Below are 16,324 nucleotides of genomic sequence, written 5' to 3' on the forward strand. Positions count from 1 at the left end.
TTTATAAAGGGGATCATTTTGAAGTATAGAGAGGAGCAATATTTTGGAATTTAATACAGAAAGATTAGTCATTAGACCATTTCAGTATGATGACTTACAGGATGTGTTTAATATTTATAATAACGATGACATTTGTAAATATCTCTTACATGATAAGTGGACACAGGAAAATATGTGTGAAGAATTTAGTCCAAAGCTAGAAAATAATCTGCTGACAGAAGGGACACCTTTAAGTTTAGCAGTAGTAAGTGATGCTAAAGTAATTGGTGATTTATCTGTATGGTATACAGGAATGAAGGATACTGTTGAAATTGGTTATAGTTTTTCTAAAGAGGCTTCTGGAAAAGGCTATGCAACAGAAGCGGTGAGTGCTTTAGTGAAGAAGTTGTTTATCGATTTTAATGTACACAGGATACAAGCTAATCTTGACGCAAGAAATAAGGCATCGCAGAAATTATGTGAACGTGTAGGAATGAGGAAAGAAGCTCATTTTATTCAGGATTTCTGGAATAAAGGTGAATGGACAGATAGTATTGTGTTTGGAATGCTGGCTTCTGATTTAAATTAAGGGAATTAAGGAATAAATAATTATATCAGGCTGTCAAGAAATCCCGACAGCCTGATATTTCTTTTAAAGTAGCGTTTTTTATCATATAAGTTTGGGGAAGATTAAAAATGCCACTTCATACCCTTCGAATTCCACTACCACTTATCGTAAATCCTCTTTCATTTTATATTTGATAGCTATCACAGAAAATACAGCTAAGAAAATGACTGCCACACCAGCAACATGAATAACATCATTTGTATGATGTAAGTCTTTTGTGCTCGTAATTGTGTTCACTAATAAGTAGGAAGATAGATTTGTGTTGCTAATAAGAGACTCTAATGCACTTATGACCATTCCCAAGGCATTCAATGAGAGGACGATTCCAATTACAATAATGGCGATTACATTTTTAATAATCATGGCTACACACATTACTACAATGGAAAATGCCCAATGGAGTAAAAACTGTCCGATTAGTAGCTTTATGAAGTACCCTAAATCTCCGATAGTAGCATGACCAAAGAACAATGATCTTCCAATTAAATCAGCCATAAGCATCGCAAGGAATATAAGCATGGTGAATATTCCTAGGATCAGGATTTTTGAAAGGACAGAATTCCTTCGCGCGTTTTTCATGGATATATAATTTTTATAAAAGCCAGAGTTGTATTCAGTGATATAAAAGTAGACGCTGAATACAGCAATATACATTAATACCCATGATGGAGTTTGACCTAGCATCATTTGGATAAATTGACTTTCATTCATACTGCTGATTAGCATTTCTCCTTGGACAGCAGGCTGGGCATATTGTTTCAGCATAAATATGCCAAAGATTTGAAAAGCAATAAAGACAAGTAATAATACATACATTATTTTATTTGAAAAGAAACGGTTTAGATCCATTTTGAGTAGATTAATCATGTGTATCACCGCCGCTTCCTGTCCGTTCCAAAAAGTATTGTTCTAAACTCTGTTTATGTTTTGTAATGTAGTGAACAAAGACCCCGTTTTCAGCAAGTGTTTTAACGATTTGTTGGCTTTCCACATGTGTATCATGGATATGAATGATACGTTCATTGATTACTTTGTATCTTTGAATTCCTAGATTTTTTTCCAAAATAGGAATAGCCATTTTAGCTTCGTCAACTTCTAATTCAATACGATTTTCACATTGAAGCAATAATTCTTCTTTAGAAATATTTTCAATAACCTTACCATGATGAAGGATTACATATTTGGTTGCCACCTTTGATAACTCCTCCAATATATGGCTGGAAATAATGATAGTAATTCCTGTCTTATTCAAATCCAAAATCAACTTCCGGATTTCAGAAATACCTTGTGGATCAAGTCCATTAATGGGTTCATCCAAAATTAACACATCTGGACTTCCTATTAATGCAACTGCTATCCCTAATCTTTGCTTCATACCCATGGAAAAGTTTTTGACCTTCTTCTTGTGAGTTCTATCCAAACCAACTAGCTTTAGTAGGTCGTTAATATATCTCTGACGATCTTTTAGCCCATAGGAAATGGCTATTAAATCAAGATTTTTATAAGCAGAATAATTTGGGTATACTCCTGTATTTTCAATTAATAAACCCATTCGCTCGAAATAAGAATGGTTTTCTTGTACTGCATGATCAAATAAATGAATTTTTCCAGATGAAGGATAGATCAATCCCCCAATCATTTTCAGCAAAGTAGATTTTCCAGCTCCATTTGGACCGATCAATCCGAAGATTTCACCCTTCCGTATTTTGAAATCTACGTTATCTACGGCTACTTTTGCTTTAAATTTTTTGGTTAGCTGTTTCACTTCAATAATTTCACTCGACATATTGGTTACCCTCCTTAGAAATTAATGTAATAAAAGAAAGCTAATATAACGTCAAGAAAAGGTTAAGAAAGTTCAAAGAAACATTTATTTGCTTAACCGAAAACCAATCCCCCATACTGTTTCAATATAATTCTCATCATCAAAGGCTTTGATTTTATTACGAATATTACTGATGTGAACAGTAATGGTCTTATCTTCTCCAACATATATTTCATCCCAAGCTAGCTCATATAAGTCCTGTCTAGTAAACACACGTGTTGGATTTTTTATTAAGAGTTCAATGATTTTATATTCTTGCCTAGTAAGATTTAATTCTGATTGATGAACGGTAACACTCATTGTGTCACTATCTAAAGTTAAGTTTTTATGTCTGTAGGATGTAGTGGTTCTAATTTTAGTATTTCTTTTGAGATGTACATGGATTCTGGCGAGCAATTCTTCTACTTCAAACGGCTTGGTGACATAATCGTCAGCTCCCAAATCAAATAAGTTTAATTTGTGATCGAGCTTTTCTTTGGCAGATAGTACAATCACTGGTGTGTCATACTGTAAATCTGTTCTTAGTTCATTCATAAAAGCTTCTCCTGATAAACCTGGAAGCATAAGGTCTAAGATAATAAGGTCATAGGCTTGCTGACTAACATTTATTTTCCCTTCACTACCAGAAAAGGCTTGTGTACATAGGAAATTCTCTTTCTGCAGGACATCATAGATAATATTATTGATATGCTCATCATCCTCAATAATTAGGATATGAGGTTGTCTACTTTCATTCTCTAGCATGCTTATCCTCCTTTTTAAATATCACACTGATACAAAATTGATTGCCTCTAAATCAGCATGGACATGGCCATCCATTTTCTCAACAAGTGATTTTACAATGGAAAGACCTAATCCCGAAGAAGGATGGCTACGCGAGGAATCTTCTTTATAAAAACGAGTAAATATCTTGTTGAAATTAATCAATTGGCTTTGTTTCAGCAGGTTACGAAAATGTAGTCGAGCTTCATTTTGACTTTCTTCATACTGGATTGTTAAAGTTCCTTCTCCGTGGGAAAAATAATTTCTAATAATATTTTCATAGACTCTCTCTAATGCATTCTGATCACCCATCATATAGACAGGGAGCTCTGGGAGACTAATGTCTGGTTCCTCACCATTTTGATTAAATTCATCGATGAAAAAGAATAAACGTTTCTTCAGTGTATTAACTAAATCAACGGATTCAAGCTTTAAATGATAATCTGGGTTTTGCAATTTTGTATATAAGAACAGTTCATCTACAAGTGTAATAATCTGTTTTATTCTAGTCTGAGCCAAAGAAACATAATGTGCTTTCTCATCGGGATTTTCAGAGCGCTCAGCTAGCTGTAGGTAACCGTCAAGTGAGGTGAGTGGAGTTCGTATGTCATGGGATAAGCTAACAATTGTCTGATTGATTTCTTCATTTTTCTTTATAAATGCTTGGTTTTGGTCTCTTTGCTTGCGAAGAAATGTATTGCATACTTCCATCAGTTGATAAATTTCTTTAGGTTTAATTTGAGACTGAATAAACTTGAAGGAATGATGCTTTGAAATAAAGGTTAGCTGATTTCCAATATCCTTTACCTGGTTTTTGTAGTACAGCAAGTAAACTGTCTGAATGATAAATGCGATGGATATTAGGATTAAGGCAATAAGCATTTCTCCACTTCCTTTTTAAATAATGACGAAAATTTTCTTTGTCATCATTGTATATCAAAAATCTGTTATTTTCGATATGAAGCTGCTCAAGATATGAAAATAAGAGGTTAATAATATTCTTTTGAATTGTTACTAGAAAAGGTTTTTCATAAAATAATATGAAATTATTCTCGCGTTACAATTACTTTCTATGCGAAATCTTCACTTATCCCACTTTATATGAAATTCGGCTTAAATTATTAACCTTCTTTCGCTTTAATATAATAGAAAGCTAATACTTGAACAGAAAATCAAAAAGAGAAGCATTCTAAGAAGAAACCTAACAAAAGGGAATATTTACAGAGTTATTTAATAAAATAGGAGGAAGAAATTCAATGAAATAACCTTGGAAAAATTAATGAAAATTTCCACAACACACTTGTTTAAACTCGATGCAGGGATATTTTTAGAGATAATCGAATTATAGAATAACAATAGTAGAATTATTTAATGGTACCGATTGAAAATCAGGAATTTGATTATATTTAAGTGTAAGTAATTCTTATTCTATAGAAATAGCAGGAAAAGTTCAGATGAATCAAAAAATTAGAAAAAAACTTTGATTTTCTCATCTTTTTCTAAATAGGAGTAGTTTTTTTTGTGTATTAATACTATAATACGGTTTAATGGTGTATTAATAACATAATACAATTTGGTACCCAGGTAGGGAGGTGGAATATGTTAAATAAGAAAATTATGGGCAATTATTTTTAAAATAACAGTAGATTTGTAGGGGGGTCAATTATGAATTTTATTAAACGGGGATTTTTAGGAATTACAAGAAAAAAGGGAAAATCTCTTATTCTATTAGCAGTTATTTTTATTTTAGGGAATCTAATATCTGGTGCTATTTCGATTCAACAGGCAACAGGGAATGTAGAAGCAACCATTAAGGAAAGACTAGGTACAGCAGCAACTGTTGATATGGATTATGAAGCATTTGAGAAATTACCTGAAGAAGAACAAATGGAAGTAGAATGGGCACCGCTAAAACCTGATATGATTAAGCAAATCGGTGACCTTTCATATGTGAAATACTATGATTATAGTATGTCTCAATGGATGAGCTCAGATAGTATTAGTCCGGTTCAGAGCGAAGATATGATGATGATGGAAGACTATTATCAGTTTGTCCTTAAAGGAATTAATTATGCTCCAGTTATTGATTTTGAAGAAGGGAAAGCCAAATTAATTGATGGGCGTGTATTTACAGATGAAGAGATTGAGAATGGTACGCCTGTAACTATTATTTCTGAAGCACTAGCAGCTGAAAATAATCTTGCGGTTGGAGACAATTTTACTTTAGTAAAGAACGTACTAACTTATGATGATGAAACAGGCGAAGAGAGCGTAGTTGCTTCTCGTGATCTAGTCTTAGAGATTATTGGGGTATTTGACCCGCAGTTAGTAAGAAATGATGAAAACGATAGTAGTACTAGTAGTGCTACGATGATGTTTGTGGACGATACAGAGAAACAGAATATGATGTATGTCGCAAATGAGATTGTTATTCAAGAGACAGAATTTGAATGGACTGAAATGTTAAAAGCAGATCCTGAATGGGCAGATATGATGTCAGACGAGGATACATTTGAATACTACGAGCCAATTTTTTATTTAAATAATCCAGAAGATGTTGAACCGTTTAGAGAAGAGGTTTTACCTTTATTACCAGAATACTATACGGTAATCAGTGCAAGTGATCAATATGATCGAATTGCAGGACCAATGGAGTCCATGTCGAAACTATCAAAATATGTTTTAATTGCGGCAGTAGGAGCGACAATCTTAATTACAGGTTTAGTAGTGTTACTTTTCTTGCGAGATCGTAAACGTGAATTAGGTATTTACCTATCGTTAGGTGAGAAGCGCAGTAAAGTAATTGGACAAATCTTAATTGAAGTAATTGTTGTTGCATTTGTAGGAATTACGATATCCCTATTCAGTGGAAACCTTTTAGCTGGACAGGTCTCAGATACAATGATGAAATCGGACAATAATCAAGAGGACTACTACGGTGGTTATGTTTATTATGATGCATTGGAAAGTAATATAACTACAGATGATGTATTAGATTCTTATGAAGTACAATTAGATTTAGGCTATGTATTAGCTTTCTATGGAATTGGCTTATTAACTATCCTAATGGCAACGATTATTCCGTTAGTTTATATTGTACGTTTGAATCCGAAGAAAATTTTAATGTGACGGTAAGGGGGGAACATAATGATATTAGAAGCGAAAGGTTTAAATTATTATTATCAAGATGGTGAACAGCGTCGTTATATTTTAAAGGATACATCCATTTCTTTTGAAAAAGGAAAATTCTATACAATATTAGGCCAATCTGGTTCTGGAAAAACTACTTTATTATCCTTACTCAGTGCATTAGAAACACCGCATAGTGGGGAAGTATTATTCAATAATCAAGATATTAAAAAAATTGGCTATGAAAAATATCGTCGGAATAATATCGGAATTATTTTTCAAAGCTATAATTTAATTCCAACATTCACTGCTGTTGAGAATGTCTTAGTTCCAATGGCTATTACAGAAAATGAATTGCCAAGTGAAAAACACACAGTTGCATATAATTTACTGGATTATATTGGAATTGTAAAAAGCAAAGCAGATCGTCTTGTTAACAAGCTATCTGGTGGAGAACAGCAGCGTGTAGCTATTGCTCGTGCATTAGCTACAAACGTAGAGTTAATTTTTGCCGATGAGCCTACTGGGAACTTAGATGAAGAGATGGAACAGGAAATCATTGATATATTTAAGAAATTAGCACATGAACATGGAAAATGCGTTATCGTAGTAACACACTCTAATGAAATTGCTGTACAATCTGATCAGGCTTTTCGCTTAAGGAAGGGTGTACTATCTCCTTATGAGTGATTTTTTATCAAAATTTAATAAAGATAATTATGATGATATGGTAGACGAGAAAGGCCAAAAAGATCAGAAAGATGTACAAGAAAATAATGTAGAGAAACAGCAAGAAGAGCAATTAGAGTTGAATCAGGCAGAATATGAGGAAACTGAGGAACAAGTAGATTTAAGTCCTAAACAGGATACATCAACTAACACCTCACCGTTAGTTTCTTCAAGAAGTACGCGAAGACAAGATTCTGAAGAAGAAGTAGAGATTGATTTAGACTATCGCAAGAAAAAGAAACAAAAAATGATTATACTGATAGCGGGTTCTGTTGTAGCCGCTATCTTCCTATTCTTTATCTATCATATGCTTGTCCATGTGAAGCTAGAAAATTTCGTAGATAGACCAGTTTCAGAGGTGCGTGCTTGGGCCACAGAAAATGATGTTGAAGTTGAATTGGAACAAGAATATAGCATGGAGCATGATGCAAATGAAGTTATTCTGCAAAGTGTTTCTGAAGGGGACAAAATCAGAAAAGGAAAGACTCTTACAATAACAAGTAGTTTAGGAGCTGACCCAGATGAAACACTTCCACTGCCGGAATTCTCGGAAATGAATCAAGAAGAAGCAAGAGTTTGGATTGATGAAAATAAAGCAGAAAATCTACAAATGGTGACAGAGTTTAGTGATGATATTGAAGAAGGAAGCTTTATTAAACTTACTATCAAGAATAGTGATATTGATCCATCAGAATATACTAGAAAAGATAGTGCCGCTGTTTATTATTCCAAAGGAAAAGAAGTTTTTGAGAAGAATATTACAATCCCTGATTTTGTTGGTCAGCCTAAAGAAGAAGTGGAGAAATGGGTAGAGACAAATGAGATTGAAATGACTTATGAAGAAGCAGATTCAGATAGCGTAGAAGCTGGAAATATTATCAGTCAAAGTGAAGCAGCAGAAGGGAAGATTGCAAAAAGAGATAAAATGACAGTTGTTGTTTCAGCAGGAAAAGCAATTGTTGTACCTAATTTTACTGAATTAACTCCAGACGAAGCAGCGATGAATTATCCTGATTTAAATGTGACAGTAAAGCAAAGATTTCATGGAGAAGTGGCTTATGGGACAATGATCTCGCAGTCCGTTGACGCAGGTACAAAGCTGTTAGAAAGTGATGATAAAAATGTCACTGTTACATATTCACAAGGAAGACCATATTTACAGGATTTCCGTGGACAATCAGAGGGCGACCTGCCAAGACTATTTTATGAGCAGTATAAGTCAAAAGGTGCTGATATTAACTATATTGTAAAATATGTTGATTCTGATGAAATCAAAGGTACAGTAGTTGGTATGGGTAACTTTAATGAATTTGTCGCAATGAAATACACCGTAGAAATTCGGATTAGCAATAATAAGTATGCACCACCAAATCCACCAGACTTTTCTGAAGAGGGTGGAGACATCTATCCAGAGCCAGATGATGAAGAAATACCAGAAGAAGTTCCGGAAAAATAAAGTACATTGATTTGAACTAGAAAAATATAAATCGCTGAACTGCTCTCTGTTAGAAGATAGATTTGAAAGTGAAATCTGTTTATCTGATAGGGAGCAGTTTTAGTATTTCCTATTTTGAAATGTAGTTCAATCAAACATAATTGCTTCTATAATTCCCATGACCTGTTCGATTACTTCTTGTGGTGCCTCTTCTACGAATTTATAATTTCTCGCTTTTAAGGTTTAGAGAAATTACAGCAGGAAAAATAGGAGAGGTTTGTAAAGATGAGTTGAAAGAAAACGATTTATATTTTGAATTAAAGGGAATTACAATTATTACGAGGAGGTTCACTATGGAAAACGGTACTAATTCCGTTTAGGATATATTCGTCTTGTTAAAATTATCCATTCCTATAGTAAAAAAACGATTTTTACATTAAAATAATAAAAAAACATATAAGGAGGTAATACTAAATGATCAAGATTAGGGAGTTCAAAGAAAACTTTCAACGTCATGCGATTCTCCGAGCTGTTATATTTATATTCATTGGAGTAGCTATTTTTATTAACCCAAATGGCTTTCTTCATTTTATCGGTTATTTGATTGCTGGATATCTGACCTTACTAGGTGTGATTAAAATATATCAAAGCTACAAATTTAAACAGCAGACTGGTACTTATGATATAGCTTTAGCAATTGGTATTATCTTGATTATATTAGCAGCTATCTTCATTTACTTTGCACCAACTATTTTCTCCATTTTGCCATTCGTACTAGGTTTAGCGATTATTATCAATGGATTAATGCACCTGATTGTAGCATTGAATCTAAAGAGTACAGGCTGGACTATTTTTTGTATCCTACTCATGGCCGGGGGAGCTGTCCTTGTTTTTAACCCTTTCCAAAGTACATTAGTATTATTTCAAGCGTTTGGAGTTATCTTGACATGTATAGGTATCTCTGAAATTGTTGGACATTTTCAAAATAGAGAAAACAATTAGAGTAATAGAATTATATGTCTTCCTATTAGCATGAAAAACTCACCTTCATCTTTTTATAAGAAGAAGGTGAGTTAGTATATTATCTATTCTTTTTTACTTGTATTCCATAAAACGAGTGATTGGTATAATGTTATACCTTCAACATTATCTCTAGCTGCATTTAGAGAGTAGGTATTACCTGTTTTCACTGCTGGCATATACTCTGACCATGCATATTCTTGTAATTCAGCCCACAGCTCTTTTGCTTCTTCATCAGAAGCAGCGCTAAGAATCCTTTCATGAAGATCGACTAAATGTTCATCATCTGCAGATCCCCAACCCATGCCTGTGCCTAGAACTAGCACTTGTGCAGGGATATTTACTTCAGCCGCACTGTTGACATAAAAGCCCCATTCCGTTGGATCTTCACGTAGCTCAGATACAGTAGCCCAATCATAATCACCTAATTTTACATTAACACCAATTTGTTTCATTTGTTCCTGAATTACAACTGCAGCACTATAGTTAGTTGGAACATCTGAACTTGTTAACATTGTGAATTCTTCGCCATCATAGCTAGATTCTTCTAAAAGCTCTCTTGCCTTATCTAAATCATTTTGATTGTAATGCTCTAATCCTGCTTCACTGTACCAATCGGTATGTTTAGACATATATCCATGATCAAGCTCATAGAAGTCCTCATTTACATATCCTGCAAGTAAAATTTCTTCTACATTCAATGCTGTCGCAACAGCTTGTCTCAATTTCTGATCAGAAAATAACTCATTCTTCTTATTGAAAATTAGAAATTGAGGACTACCTAATGCAATAAGAGAATTAATATTTTCATTTGCTTCCATTTGATCATAGTTGTCATATGGAATACTATATGCGACATCATAATCACCCGAAGTGATACCAGCTACTCGTGTAGATGCATCTGTTACAAATTCAAAAAAGATATTATCTACTAACGCTTCTTTTTTACCTGATAAACCACTTGGCTCTATATCTACTGGTTGATAATCGTCAAATTTAGATATGTGAACATGCTGATCTGTTAACCATTCTTCAAACTTAAATGGTCCTGTACCTATAAATTCCGATACACCTGATGCATCTGCATTATCAATAACCTCTTTTGGCATTATCACAGGTGCCTGTAGAACTGCTGACATGGTGTCAAGTACACCAATTGTCGGCTTTTCTAATTGAAGTAAAACAGTTTGATCATCTTCCGCTGTCCATGTAGACCCTTCATAAACTAGTGATATAGATGAATTATATTCTAGCCAACGCTCCATTGAAGCAACAACGTCTTCTGATGTTAATGGGCTCCCATTATGAAAGGTTACTCCCTGTCTTAAATTAAATGTATACGTTAATCCATCATCACTTACATCAACAGATTCCGCTAACATTGGTACAGGCTGACCACTTTCATTTGGCGCCATTAAGCCTTCAAAAATATGTCTTGTGATCATGTTGTTTGCTGCTGATGTAGATACATGGGGATCTAATGCTGGTGGACGCTGATAGAAAGCAACACGCAAATCTCCACCTTCACTTGTTACTTCTGCATTATTCTCACTGTCATCATCGCTGTCTGCATCTGTGTCAGTGTTGTCTACATCGGTATCCTCATTCTCTGAACTGGTGTCTTTATCAGAAGAACACCCTGCTACCATAATAACTGCAAAGAACAGTAAGACGGCAAGTAGATAAAACTTGTTTTTTGTTCTCTTCATTCTGTACTTCCCCCTATATATAATTTTAGGCTTGGTTTTAAGCCTTTAGCCTCTGAATCATATGTTGAAAATATTTTCTGAGATGAGAATTTTACATTGAAGTAGTATGCCTTTTGTAAATAATAATTTGTTATTTTGCTTACTTAATATCTTCCGTAAAGATATAAAGAAACGGATTGGAATTTTAGTTAAAAAAGGAAGGCAATACTTTCTCAACATTTTGTAGAGATTGTGGATTTTTACTCGAGATTAATCAAAAAGCATAGGTGTATTTTCTTTGAGGTAAGATTGATTACTTTATAAGTAAATCATAATAGATGAGTCTTTGTAATCATCATAGATTATACACTATTCGCTAATTAATTTCCAATTTTATAAAAATTCGGGATATATGGAGGAGGATAAAGATGTTAAGTATTTTATATAGGAGTATTACTACTCACTAGAAGCTCACTTGAGATCACTATGTATGAGAGATTAATAAAAGTCCTAAAATCCTTTAATTAAAAGAGCTTTAGGACCTTGATTCATGTTAAGAAAGTATAAGTGCACCCAAGAGAAATTTCACAGCTTTTCAATTTTATAATCTACTCTACGGCAAGATTAAATAGAAGAAATTGATCTCTAGTAGAAACTTTTTTAACAGTATTTATATCTCTTTCCAATCCATTAAGATTCTGTTAATTGAAATCTTTCGTTTAACACTTTCATTTCCTCAAGTGGTTTGAGTAACTCTCCCTGTTTATTAATTGTTAATAAATAAATCAAAGTATCAATTAAAAACATTGTTGCTAAATGAGAATTTGAAAAAGATAATGAATCAGCGCTTGTGAGCAAAGTACATTTTGCATTCTTTCCAAATGGATTAGAATTGGAGTTTGTGATTGCAGCTTGGGTAATCTTCTTTTCAGCTAGAAAATTACTATACTGTATCATCCGTTTTGAATAAGTAGGGATTGCAATGAATATAACCAAATCTTTATTGGTGAATCCACGGATAATGTCTAGTGCAGTAACACTTTCACCATCTAAAACCATAGATTTTGAGAAAACCTCATTAATATGAGCGTTTAATACATGAGCTGGTCCTAATGAGTTCTTACGTGCTAAAATGACAATTCTTTTAGCCGTTATAATATTTTCTAACATTTCATTGAAAGTAGCAATCGTATTTCGGTTATATACTTCAGTTAAGTTTTCAATTGATTTTTCATATACCTTGTAAATGTTATTGTGTACATTATTAGAAGTGGTTTTTAAGTCTTGATTTTTCTGAATAGAATCAGTACTAACTAATCTGGATTTAAGAATTTCTTGTAATTCCTTTTGAAGCTCTGGAAATCCTGAATATCCTAAATCTTGTGAGAGTCTGACAACAACTGATTCGCTAACATCAACTTCTTTAGCGACTCTAGAAGCTGGCAAAAAGGCAGCATCTAGCCACTGATCCATTAAATAATATGCAACATTTTTTTTGGCATCACTGAGATGTTCTAATGAGTTTTGTATTTTGTCGAAGAAAGACATTGTGTTCCCTCCTGATAAATTTATTATCAATTATTTTAAAAATAAAATTGCCAAAGATAATTTGGTTTGAAGTAGAGAATAAAGTACTTTAGAAGCAATTTATATCATACTACCACGAATATCTATATTCCTCTTGAGTAAGTTAAAAATACTTTTTATATGCTAAAAAATTTTTCAAAAACAATTGAATGGTAACATACTATCTTATTTTTAATAGAATAAAAATCTTTTAATTATACATTATTTAAAACTGGGGATTGAAATTTCTAATAATTCTATATTCAGCAAGATTAAATGTTGACAAACAATATTTATTGCTGCATAATGTGATTGTATCATAATTGGTCATAAAAGGAGAGATTTTTTTGAGTACAAAAATTTTATTTCTTAATCAAGATGATATTTTAAAATGCGGTGGAGGAGAAATGTCTTTAGCAGTTGATGCGATGGAAAAAGTCTTTTCGCTTCATCAAAAAAAAGAGTACATATTACCAAATAAATCTGTTTTGCGCTGGGGAGGTATGGAATCTGAGAGTACAAGAGGAAGAATTAATTCTATGCCTGCTTCTATTGGCGGGGATTTTAACTCAGTAGGTATTAAATGGATTTCAAGTGCTCCACAAAATCCAGAAAAATATGGAATGCCTCGGGCAACAGGGGTTATTATTCTGAATGATTATGAGACATTGATGCCGATTGCAATCATGGATGGAATGTTATTAAGTGCGATGCGTACGGGTGCAAATTCTGGAGTAGTTGCAAAATATCTTGCTAAAGAGAATTCTGAGGTTTTAGGGTTAATAGGTGCAGGAGTTCAAAATAAAACCCAACTTCTAGCAATGAAACATGTCATGGGAAATCTAAAAAAGGTGAAAATTGCCGATTTAAATAAAGAACGAGCAGAAAGCTTTGCAGATGAAATGAGTAAAAAAGTTAATTTGCCAATTGAAGTAGTGGACAAAGCTGAAGAAGCGGTAAGAAATTCAGATGTAATTATTACTGCAACAGTAACAAAGAAACCAATTGTTCAAGCGGATTGGATTAGTGAGGGTGCTCTCTATATTCATGTGGGAAGTCATGAATGTGAGTTTGATGTAATTGAGAAAGCAGATAAAGTAGTGGTGGATGATTGGGAAGAACTGAAACATCGTGGTGTTGAAACAATCTCAATAATGTATGCTGAAGGAAAATTCCAAGAAAATGAAATCCATGCTCATCTAGGAGAAGTAGTTAATGCAGTTAAACCGGCGAGAACTAATGATAAAGAGTTTATTTATTTTAGCAGTGTAGGACTAGGTATTCAAGATGTTGCTTTAGCTTCTGTAATATATGAAAGAGCACGAGAAAAAAATATCGGAAAAGAATTAGATTTATGGGGAGAATCAACCTATTTACATCAGGCTAAAAAAGTAATGAAATAAGTAGATAATTTATTATTCTACTAAAAATTTTATGCGATAAATAGACTGAAAAATCGAACTTGAAATAATTTTTGTGAAAACATACTACAAGGAGGAGAAATTTTGGGATACAGAATAGGAGTGGATGTAGGAGGAACGTTTACAGATATTTGTTTATTTGATGAAGAATCTTTAAAAACGATAATTCATAAACTTCCATCTACCAATAAAGATCCTTCAGCAGCAATTATTAAAGGAATTAGTGAAATAATTCAAACTAATAATTTGCCAATGCAGAAAATAACTTCCTTAGTTCATGGAACAACAGTAGGGACAAATGCGGCAATACAAAGAAGAGGAGCGAAAACAGCACTTTTAACAACAGAAGGTTTTCGGGATTTATTAGAAATTGGCAGACAGGTGAGACCATCTTTATATAACTTGCAAGCAGATAAGCCTGAACAACTTGTTAAACGAAAGTGGAGAAAGGAAATTAAGGAAAGAATTTTATATGACGGTGGAATTTACCAAGATATAGACCTTCAAGAAGCAGAGAGCATTATTGATGAATTAATAAATGAAGGTGTTGAAGCTATATCTGTATGTTTTTTACATTCTTATGTAAATGCAAAACATGAAAAAGAAATTAAAGCTTTATTAAAAGAGAAATATCCTAATGTGTATATTTCTCTTTCATCTGAAGTATTACCAGAATATCGAGAGTATGAGAGATTAAGTACCACGATTCTTAACAGCTATATTGGGCCAGTGATTAGCGATTATATGAACAATCTTGAAAAAGAATTGAAGGGTATTGGTGTTCAAGTAAGACCATATATTAGCCATTCTAGTGGAGGATTAATGTCTGTTTCAACAACAAAATCTAATCCAGTTAAGACTGCTTTATCTGGACCAAGTGCTGGAGTTTCTGGAGTAGTACATGTTGCTAAACTAGCGGGGTTTAATAATCTAATAACTTTAGATATGGGTGGAACAAGTGCGGATGTATCCTTAATACAGGATTTGAAAGTAAAAGTTGCTACTGGAAAAAAAGTGGCAGGATTCCCGTTAAATATACCCATGACTGATATCCACGCAGTAGGAGCTGGAGGAGGAAGTATTGCATGGATAGATAGTGGAGGAATGCTTAAGGTGGGTCCACAAAGTGCTGGTGCAGACCCAGGACCAGTTAGTTACGGGGGAAGTGGAACTGAACCTACAGTAACAGATGCGAATGTGCTTTTAAAAAGACTTAATCCAGAATGGCTTCTAGGTGGGAAAATGAAGGTCAATTATGGTGGGGCAGAGATTGCTGTAAATGAAAAACTTGCTAAGCATCTTCATCTGGAAACGACAGATGTTGCTTATGGAATAATTAAGGTGACTAATTCAAATCTAGTCAGGGCAATTAGAGTTGTTTCTGTTGAGCAAGGACATGATCCTAGAGACTTTACACTTGTAGCATACGGAGGGGCAGGTCCCTTACATGCTGCGGAGGTTGCAAAGGAACTTGGTATGAAATATGTTTTAATACCAGAAAGTCCAGGAATTCTTTGTGCGATGGGTCTTTTAGCTACAGATTTAAAAATGGACTATGTGCAAACAAAAATAATTACAGCGAATTCTACTAATCTACACATCATAAAATCTGAAATTGCAGAATTAGAGAAGAAAGCTATGAATTGGTTCGTAGAAGAAAATATATCCAGTGAAAAACAAGGAATAGAGCGAAGTTTTAGCATGCGTTATAAAGGTCAAAATTATGAATTAACAGTAGATGCTGATTTTAATATAAATGAAGAACAAGATCTTAATAAATTAATAGAAAAATTTCATGATACACATAAAAAGATCTATGGTTATGCAAATAATGATGAAGACGTTCAGATTGTGAACTTTAGAATTACTGCTTCAGGACAAATAGATAAAGTTGTATTAAAAAAATACGATGAACACATTGATTCTAATCAGGCAATTATTGATTCAAGAGAGGTTTACTTTGATGAAGAAAAAGACTTTGTAAAGACAAATATTTACAAGCGAGAATTAATGGGTGTAAATGATAGTATTTCAGGACCGGCAATCATAGAACAAGTAGATACTACTATTGTTGTACCGTCAAATGTTACGGCAAAAATGGATTCGTACAGAAATATTATTTTGGAATTAGGAGGTTAAAAA

Annotated in this window: 13 protein-coding genes; 7 read left to right on the plus strand and 6 right to left on the minus strand. The window is 33.5% G+C overall.

From position 1 onward, the window contains the following. Positions 1-43 precede the first annotated feature (43 nt). Positions 44-568 (plus strand): GNAT family N-acetyltransferase, encoded by a 525-nt coding sequence (locus AB4Y30_RS04030; protein WP_368654213.1) that lies wholly within the window; start codon positions 44-46, stop codon positions 566-568. Positions 569-709: 141 nt separating this feature from the next. On the opposite strand, the gene AB4Y30_RS04035 is transcribed toward AB4Y30_RS04030, so the two are convergent. The 4 genes from AB4Y30_RS04035 to AB4Y30_RS04050 all read right to left on the minus strand — a co-directional run bounded on the left by AB4Y30_RS04035 (position 710) and on the right by AB4Y30_RS04050 (position 4,076). Further along, positions 710-1,474 (minus strand): ABC transporter permease, encoded by a 765-nt coding sequence (locus tag AB4Y30_RS04035; RefSeq protein ID WP_368654214.1) that lies wholly within the window; start codon positions 1,472-1,474, stop codon positions 710-712. Then, positions 1,467-2,393 (minus strand): ABC transporter ATP-binding protein, encoded by a 927-nt coding sequence (locus tag AB4Y30_RS04040; RefSeq protein ID WP_368654215.1) that lies wholly within the window; start codon positions 2,391-2,393, stop codon positions 1,467-1,469. Before AB4Y30_RS04040 ends, AB4Y30_RS04035 begins: the two co-directional genes overlap by 8 nt. 84 nt (positions 2,394-2,477) lie before the next feature. Beyond that, positions 2,478-3,176: a response regulator transcription factor gene (locus AB4Y30_RS04045; RefSeq protein WP_368654216.1), complete on the minus strand. Its 699-nt coding sequence runs from the start codon at positions 3,174-3,176 to the stop codon at positions 2,478-2,480. Positions 3,177-3,197: 21 nt separating this feature from the next. Next, entirely contained in the window at positions 3,198-4,076 is an 879-nt protein-coding gene (locus tag AB4Y30_RS04050; protein ID WP_368654217.1) for a sensor histidine kinase, read from the minus strand. Between the two features lie 783 nt (positions 4,077-4,859). On the opposite strand from AB4Y30_RS04050, the gene AB4Y30_RS04055 reads away from it, so the two are divergent. The 4 genes from AB4Y30_RS04055 to AB4Y30_RS04070 all read left to right on the plus strand — a co-directional run bounded on the left by AB4Y30_RS04055 (position 4,860) and on the right by AB4Y30_RS04070 (position 9,489). Next, positions 4,860-6,323 carry an ABC transporter permease gene (locus AB4Y30_RS04055; RefSeq protein ID WP_368654218.1) on the plus strand — a complete coding sequence of 488 codons (1,464 nt, stop codon included), beginning with the start codon at positions 4,860-4,862 and terminating at the stop codon, positions 6,321-6,323. A gap of 18 nt (positions 6,324-6,341) precedes the next feature. Next, positions 6,342-7,013, plus strand: a complete 672-nt coding sequence (locus AB4Y30_RS04060) for an ABC transporter ATP-binding protein (protein WP_368654219.1) — start codon at positions 6,342-6,344, stop codon at positions 7,011-7,013. After that, positions 7,006-8,508, plus strand: coding sequence for a PASTA domain-containing protein (locus AB4Y30_RS04065; protein WP_368654220.1), 1,503 nt, complete (start codon positions 7,006-7,008; stop codon positions 8,506-8,508). Before AB4Y30_RS04060 ends, AB4Y30_RS04065 begins: the two co-directional genes overlap by 8 nt. A gap of 453 nt (positions 8,509-8,961) precedes the next feature. Next, on the plus strand, positions 8,962-9,489 hold the full coding sequence (locus AB4Y30_RS04070; RefSeq protein ID WP_368654221.1) for a DUF308 domain-containing protein: 528 nt from the start codon (positions 8,962-8,964) through the stop codon (positions 9,487-9,489). An 83-nt stretch (positions 9,490-9,572) separates the two neighbouring features. Here the strand turns inward: AB4Y30_RS04070 and AB4Y30_RS04075 are convergent, their stop codons facing one another. Both AB4Y30_RS04075 and AB4Y30_RS04080 read right to left on the minus strand, forming a co-directional pair. Then, entirely contained in the window at positions 9,573-11,216 is a 1,644-nt protein-coding gene (locus tag AB4Y30_RS04075) for an ABC transporter substrate-binding protein (RefSeq protein ID WP_368654222.1), read from the minus strand. Positions 11,217-11,885: 669 nt separating this feature from the next. Beyond that, positions 11,886-12,743, minus strand: coding sequence for a MurR/RpiR family transcriptional regulator (locus AB4Y30_RS04080; protein ID WP_368654223.1), 858 nt, complete (start codon positions 12,741-12,743; stop codon positions 11,886-11,888). Positions 12,744-13,108: 365 nt separating this feature from the next. Between AB4Y30_RS04080 and AB4Y30_RS04085 the strand changes: the two genes are divergently transcribed. Together AB4Y30_RS04085 and AB4Y30_RS04090 are read left to right on the plus strand one after the other, a co-directional pair. Continuing rightward, complete coding sequence (locus tag AB4Y30_RS04085; protein ID WP_368654224.1) at positions 13,109-14,164, plus strand: ornithine cyclodeaminase family protein; 1,056 nt, start codon at positions 13,109-13,111, stop codon at positions 14,162-14,164. 102 nt (positions 14,165-14,266) lie between these two features. Beyond that, entirely contained in the window at positions 14,267-16,321 is a 2,055-nt protein-coding gene (locus AB4Y30_RS04090; RefSeq protein ID WP_368654225.1) for a hydantoinase/oxoprolinase family protein, read from the plus strand. Positions 16,322-16,324 lie beyond the last annotated feature (3 nt).

The sequence above is a fragment of the Ornithinibacillus sp. 4-3 genome (assembly GCF_040958695.1).
Classification (GTDB): domain Bacteria; phylum Bacillota; class Bacilli; order Bacillales; family Amphibacillaceae; genus CALAMD01.

Coding starts and splice junctions, on each gene's coding strand:
- AB4Y30_RS04035 (WP_368654214.1), bottom strand. CDS start 1,474: ATGATTAATCTACTCAAAATGGATCTAAACCGTTTCTTTTCAAATAAA.
- AB4Y30_RS04040 (WP_368654215.1), bottom strand. CDS start 2,393: ATGTCGAGTGAAATTATTGAAGTGAAACAGCTAACCAAAAAATTTAAA.
- AB4Y30_RS04045 (WP_368654216.1), bottom strand. CDS start 3,176: ATGCTAGAGAATGAAAGTAGACAACCTCATATCCTAATTATTGAGGAT.
- AB4Y30_RS04050 (WP_368654217.1), bottom strand. CDS start 4,076: ATGCTTATTGCCTTAATCCTAATATCCATCGCATTTATCATTCAGACA.
- AB4Y30_RS04055 (WP_368654218.1), top strand. CDS start 4,860: ATGAATTTTATTAAACGGGGATTTTTAGGAATTACAAGAAAAAAGGGA.
- AB4Y30_RS04060 (WP_368654219.1), top strand. CDS start 6,342: ATGATATTAGAAGCGAAAGGTTTAAATTATTATTATCAAGATGGTGAA.
- AB4Y30_RS04065 (WP_368654220.1), top strand. CDS start 7,006: ATGAGTGATTTTTTATCAAAATTTAATAAAGATAATTATGATGATATG.
- AB4Y30_RS04070 (WP_368654221.1), top strand. CDS start 8,962: ATGATCAAGATTAGGGAGTTCAAAGAAAACTTTCAACGTCATGCGATT.
- AB4Y30_RS04075 (WP_368654222.1), bottom strand. CDS start 11,216: ATGAAGAGAACAAAAAACAAGTTTTATCTACTTGCCGTCTTACTGTTC.
- AB4Y30_RS04080 (WP_368654223.1), bottom strand. CDS start 12,743: ATGTCTTTCTTCGACAAAATACAAAACTCATTAGAACATCTCAGTGAT.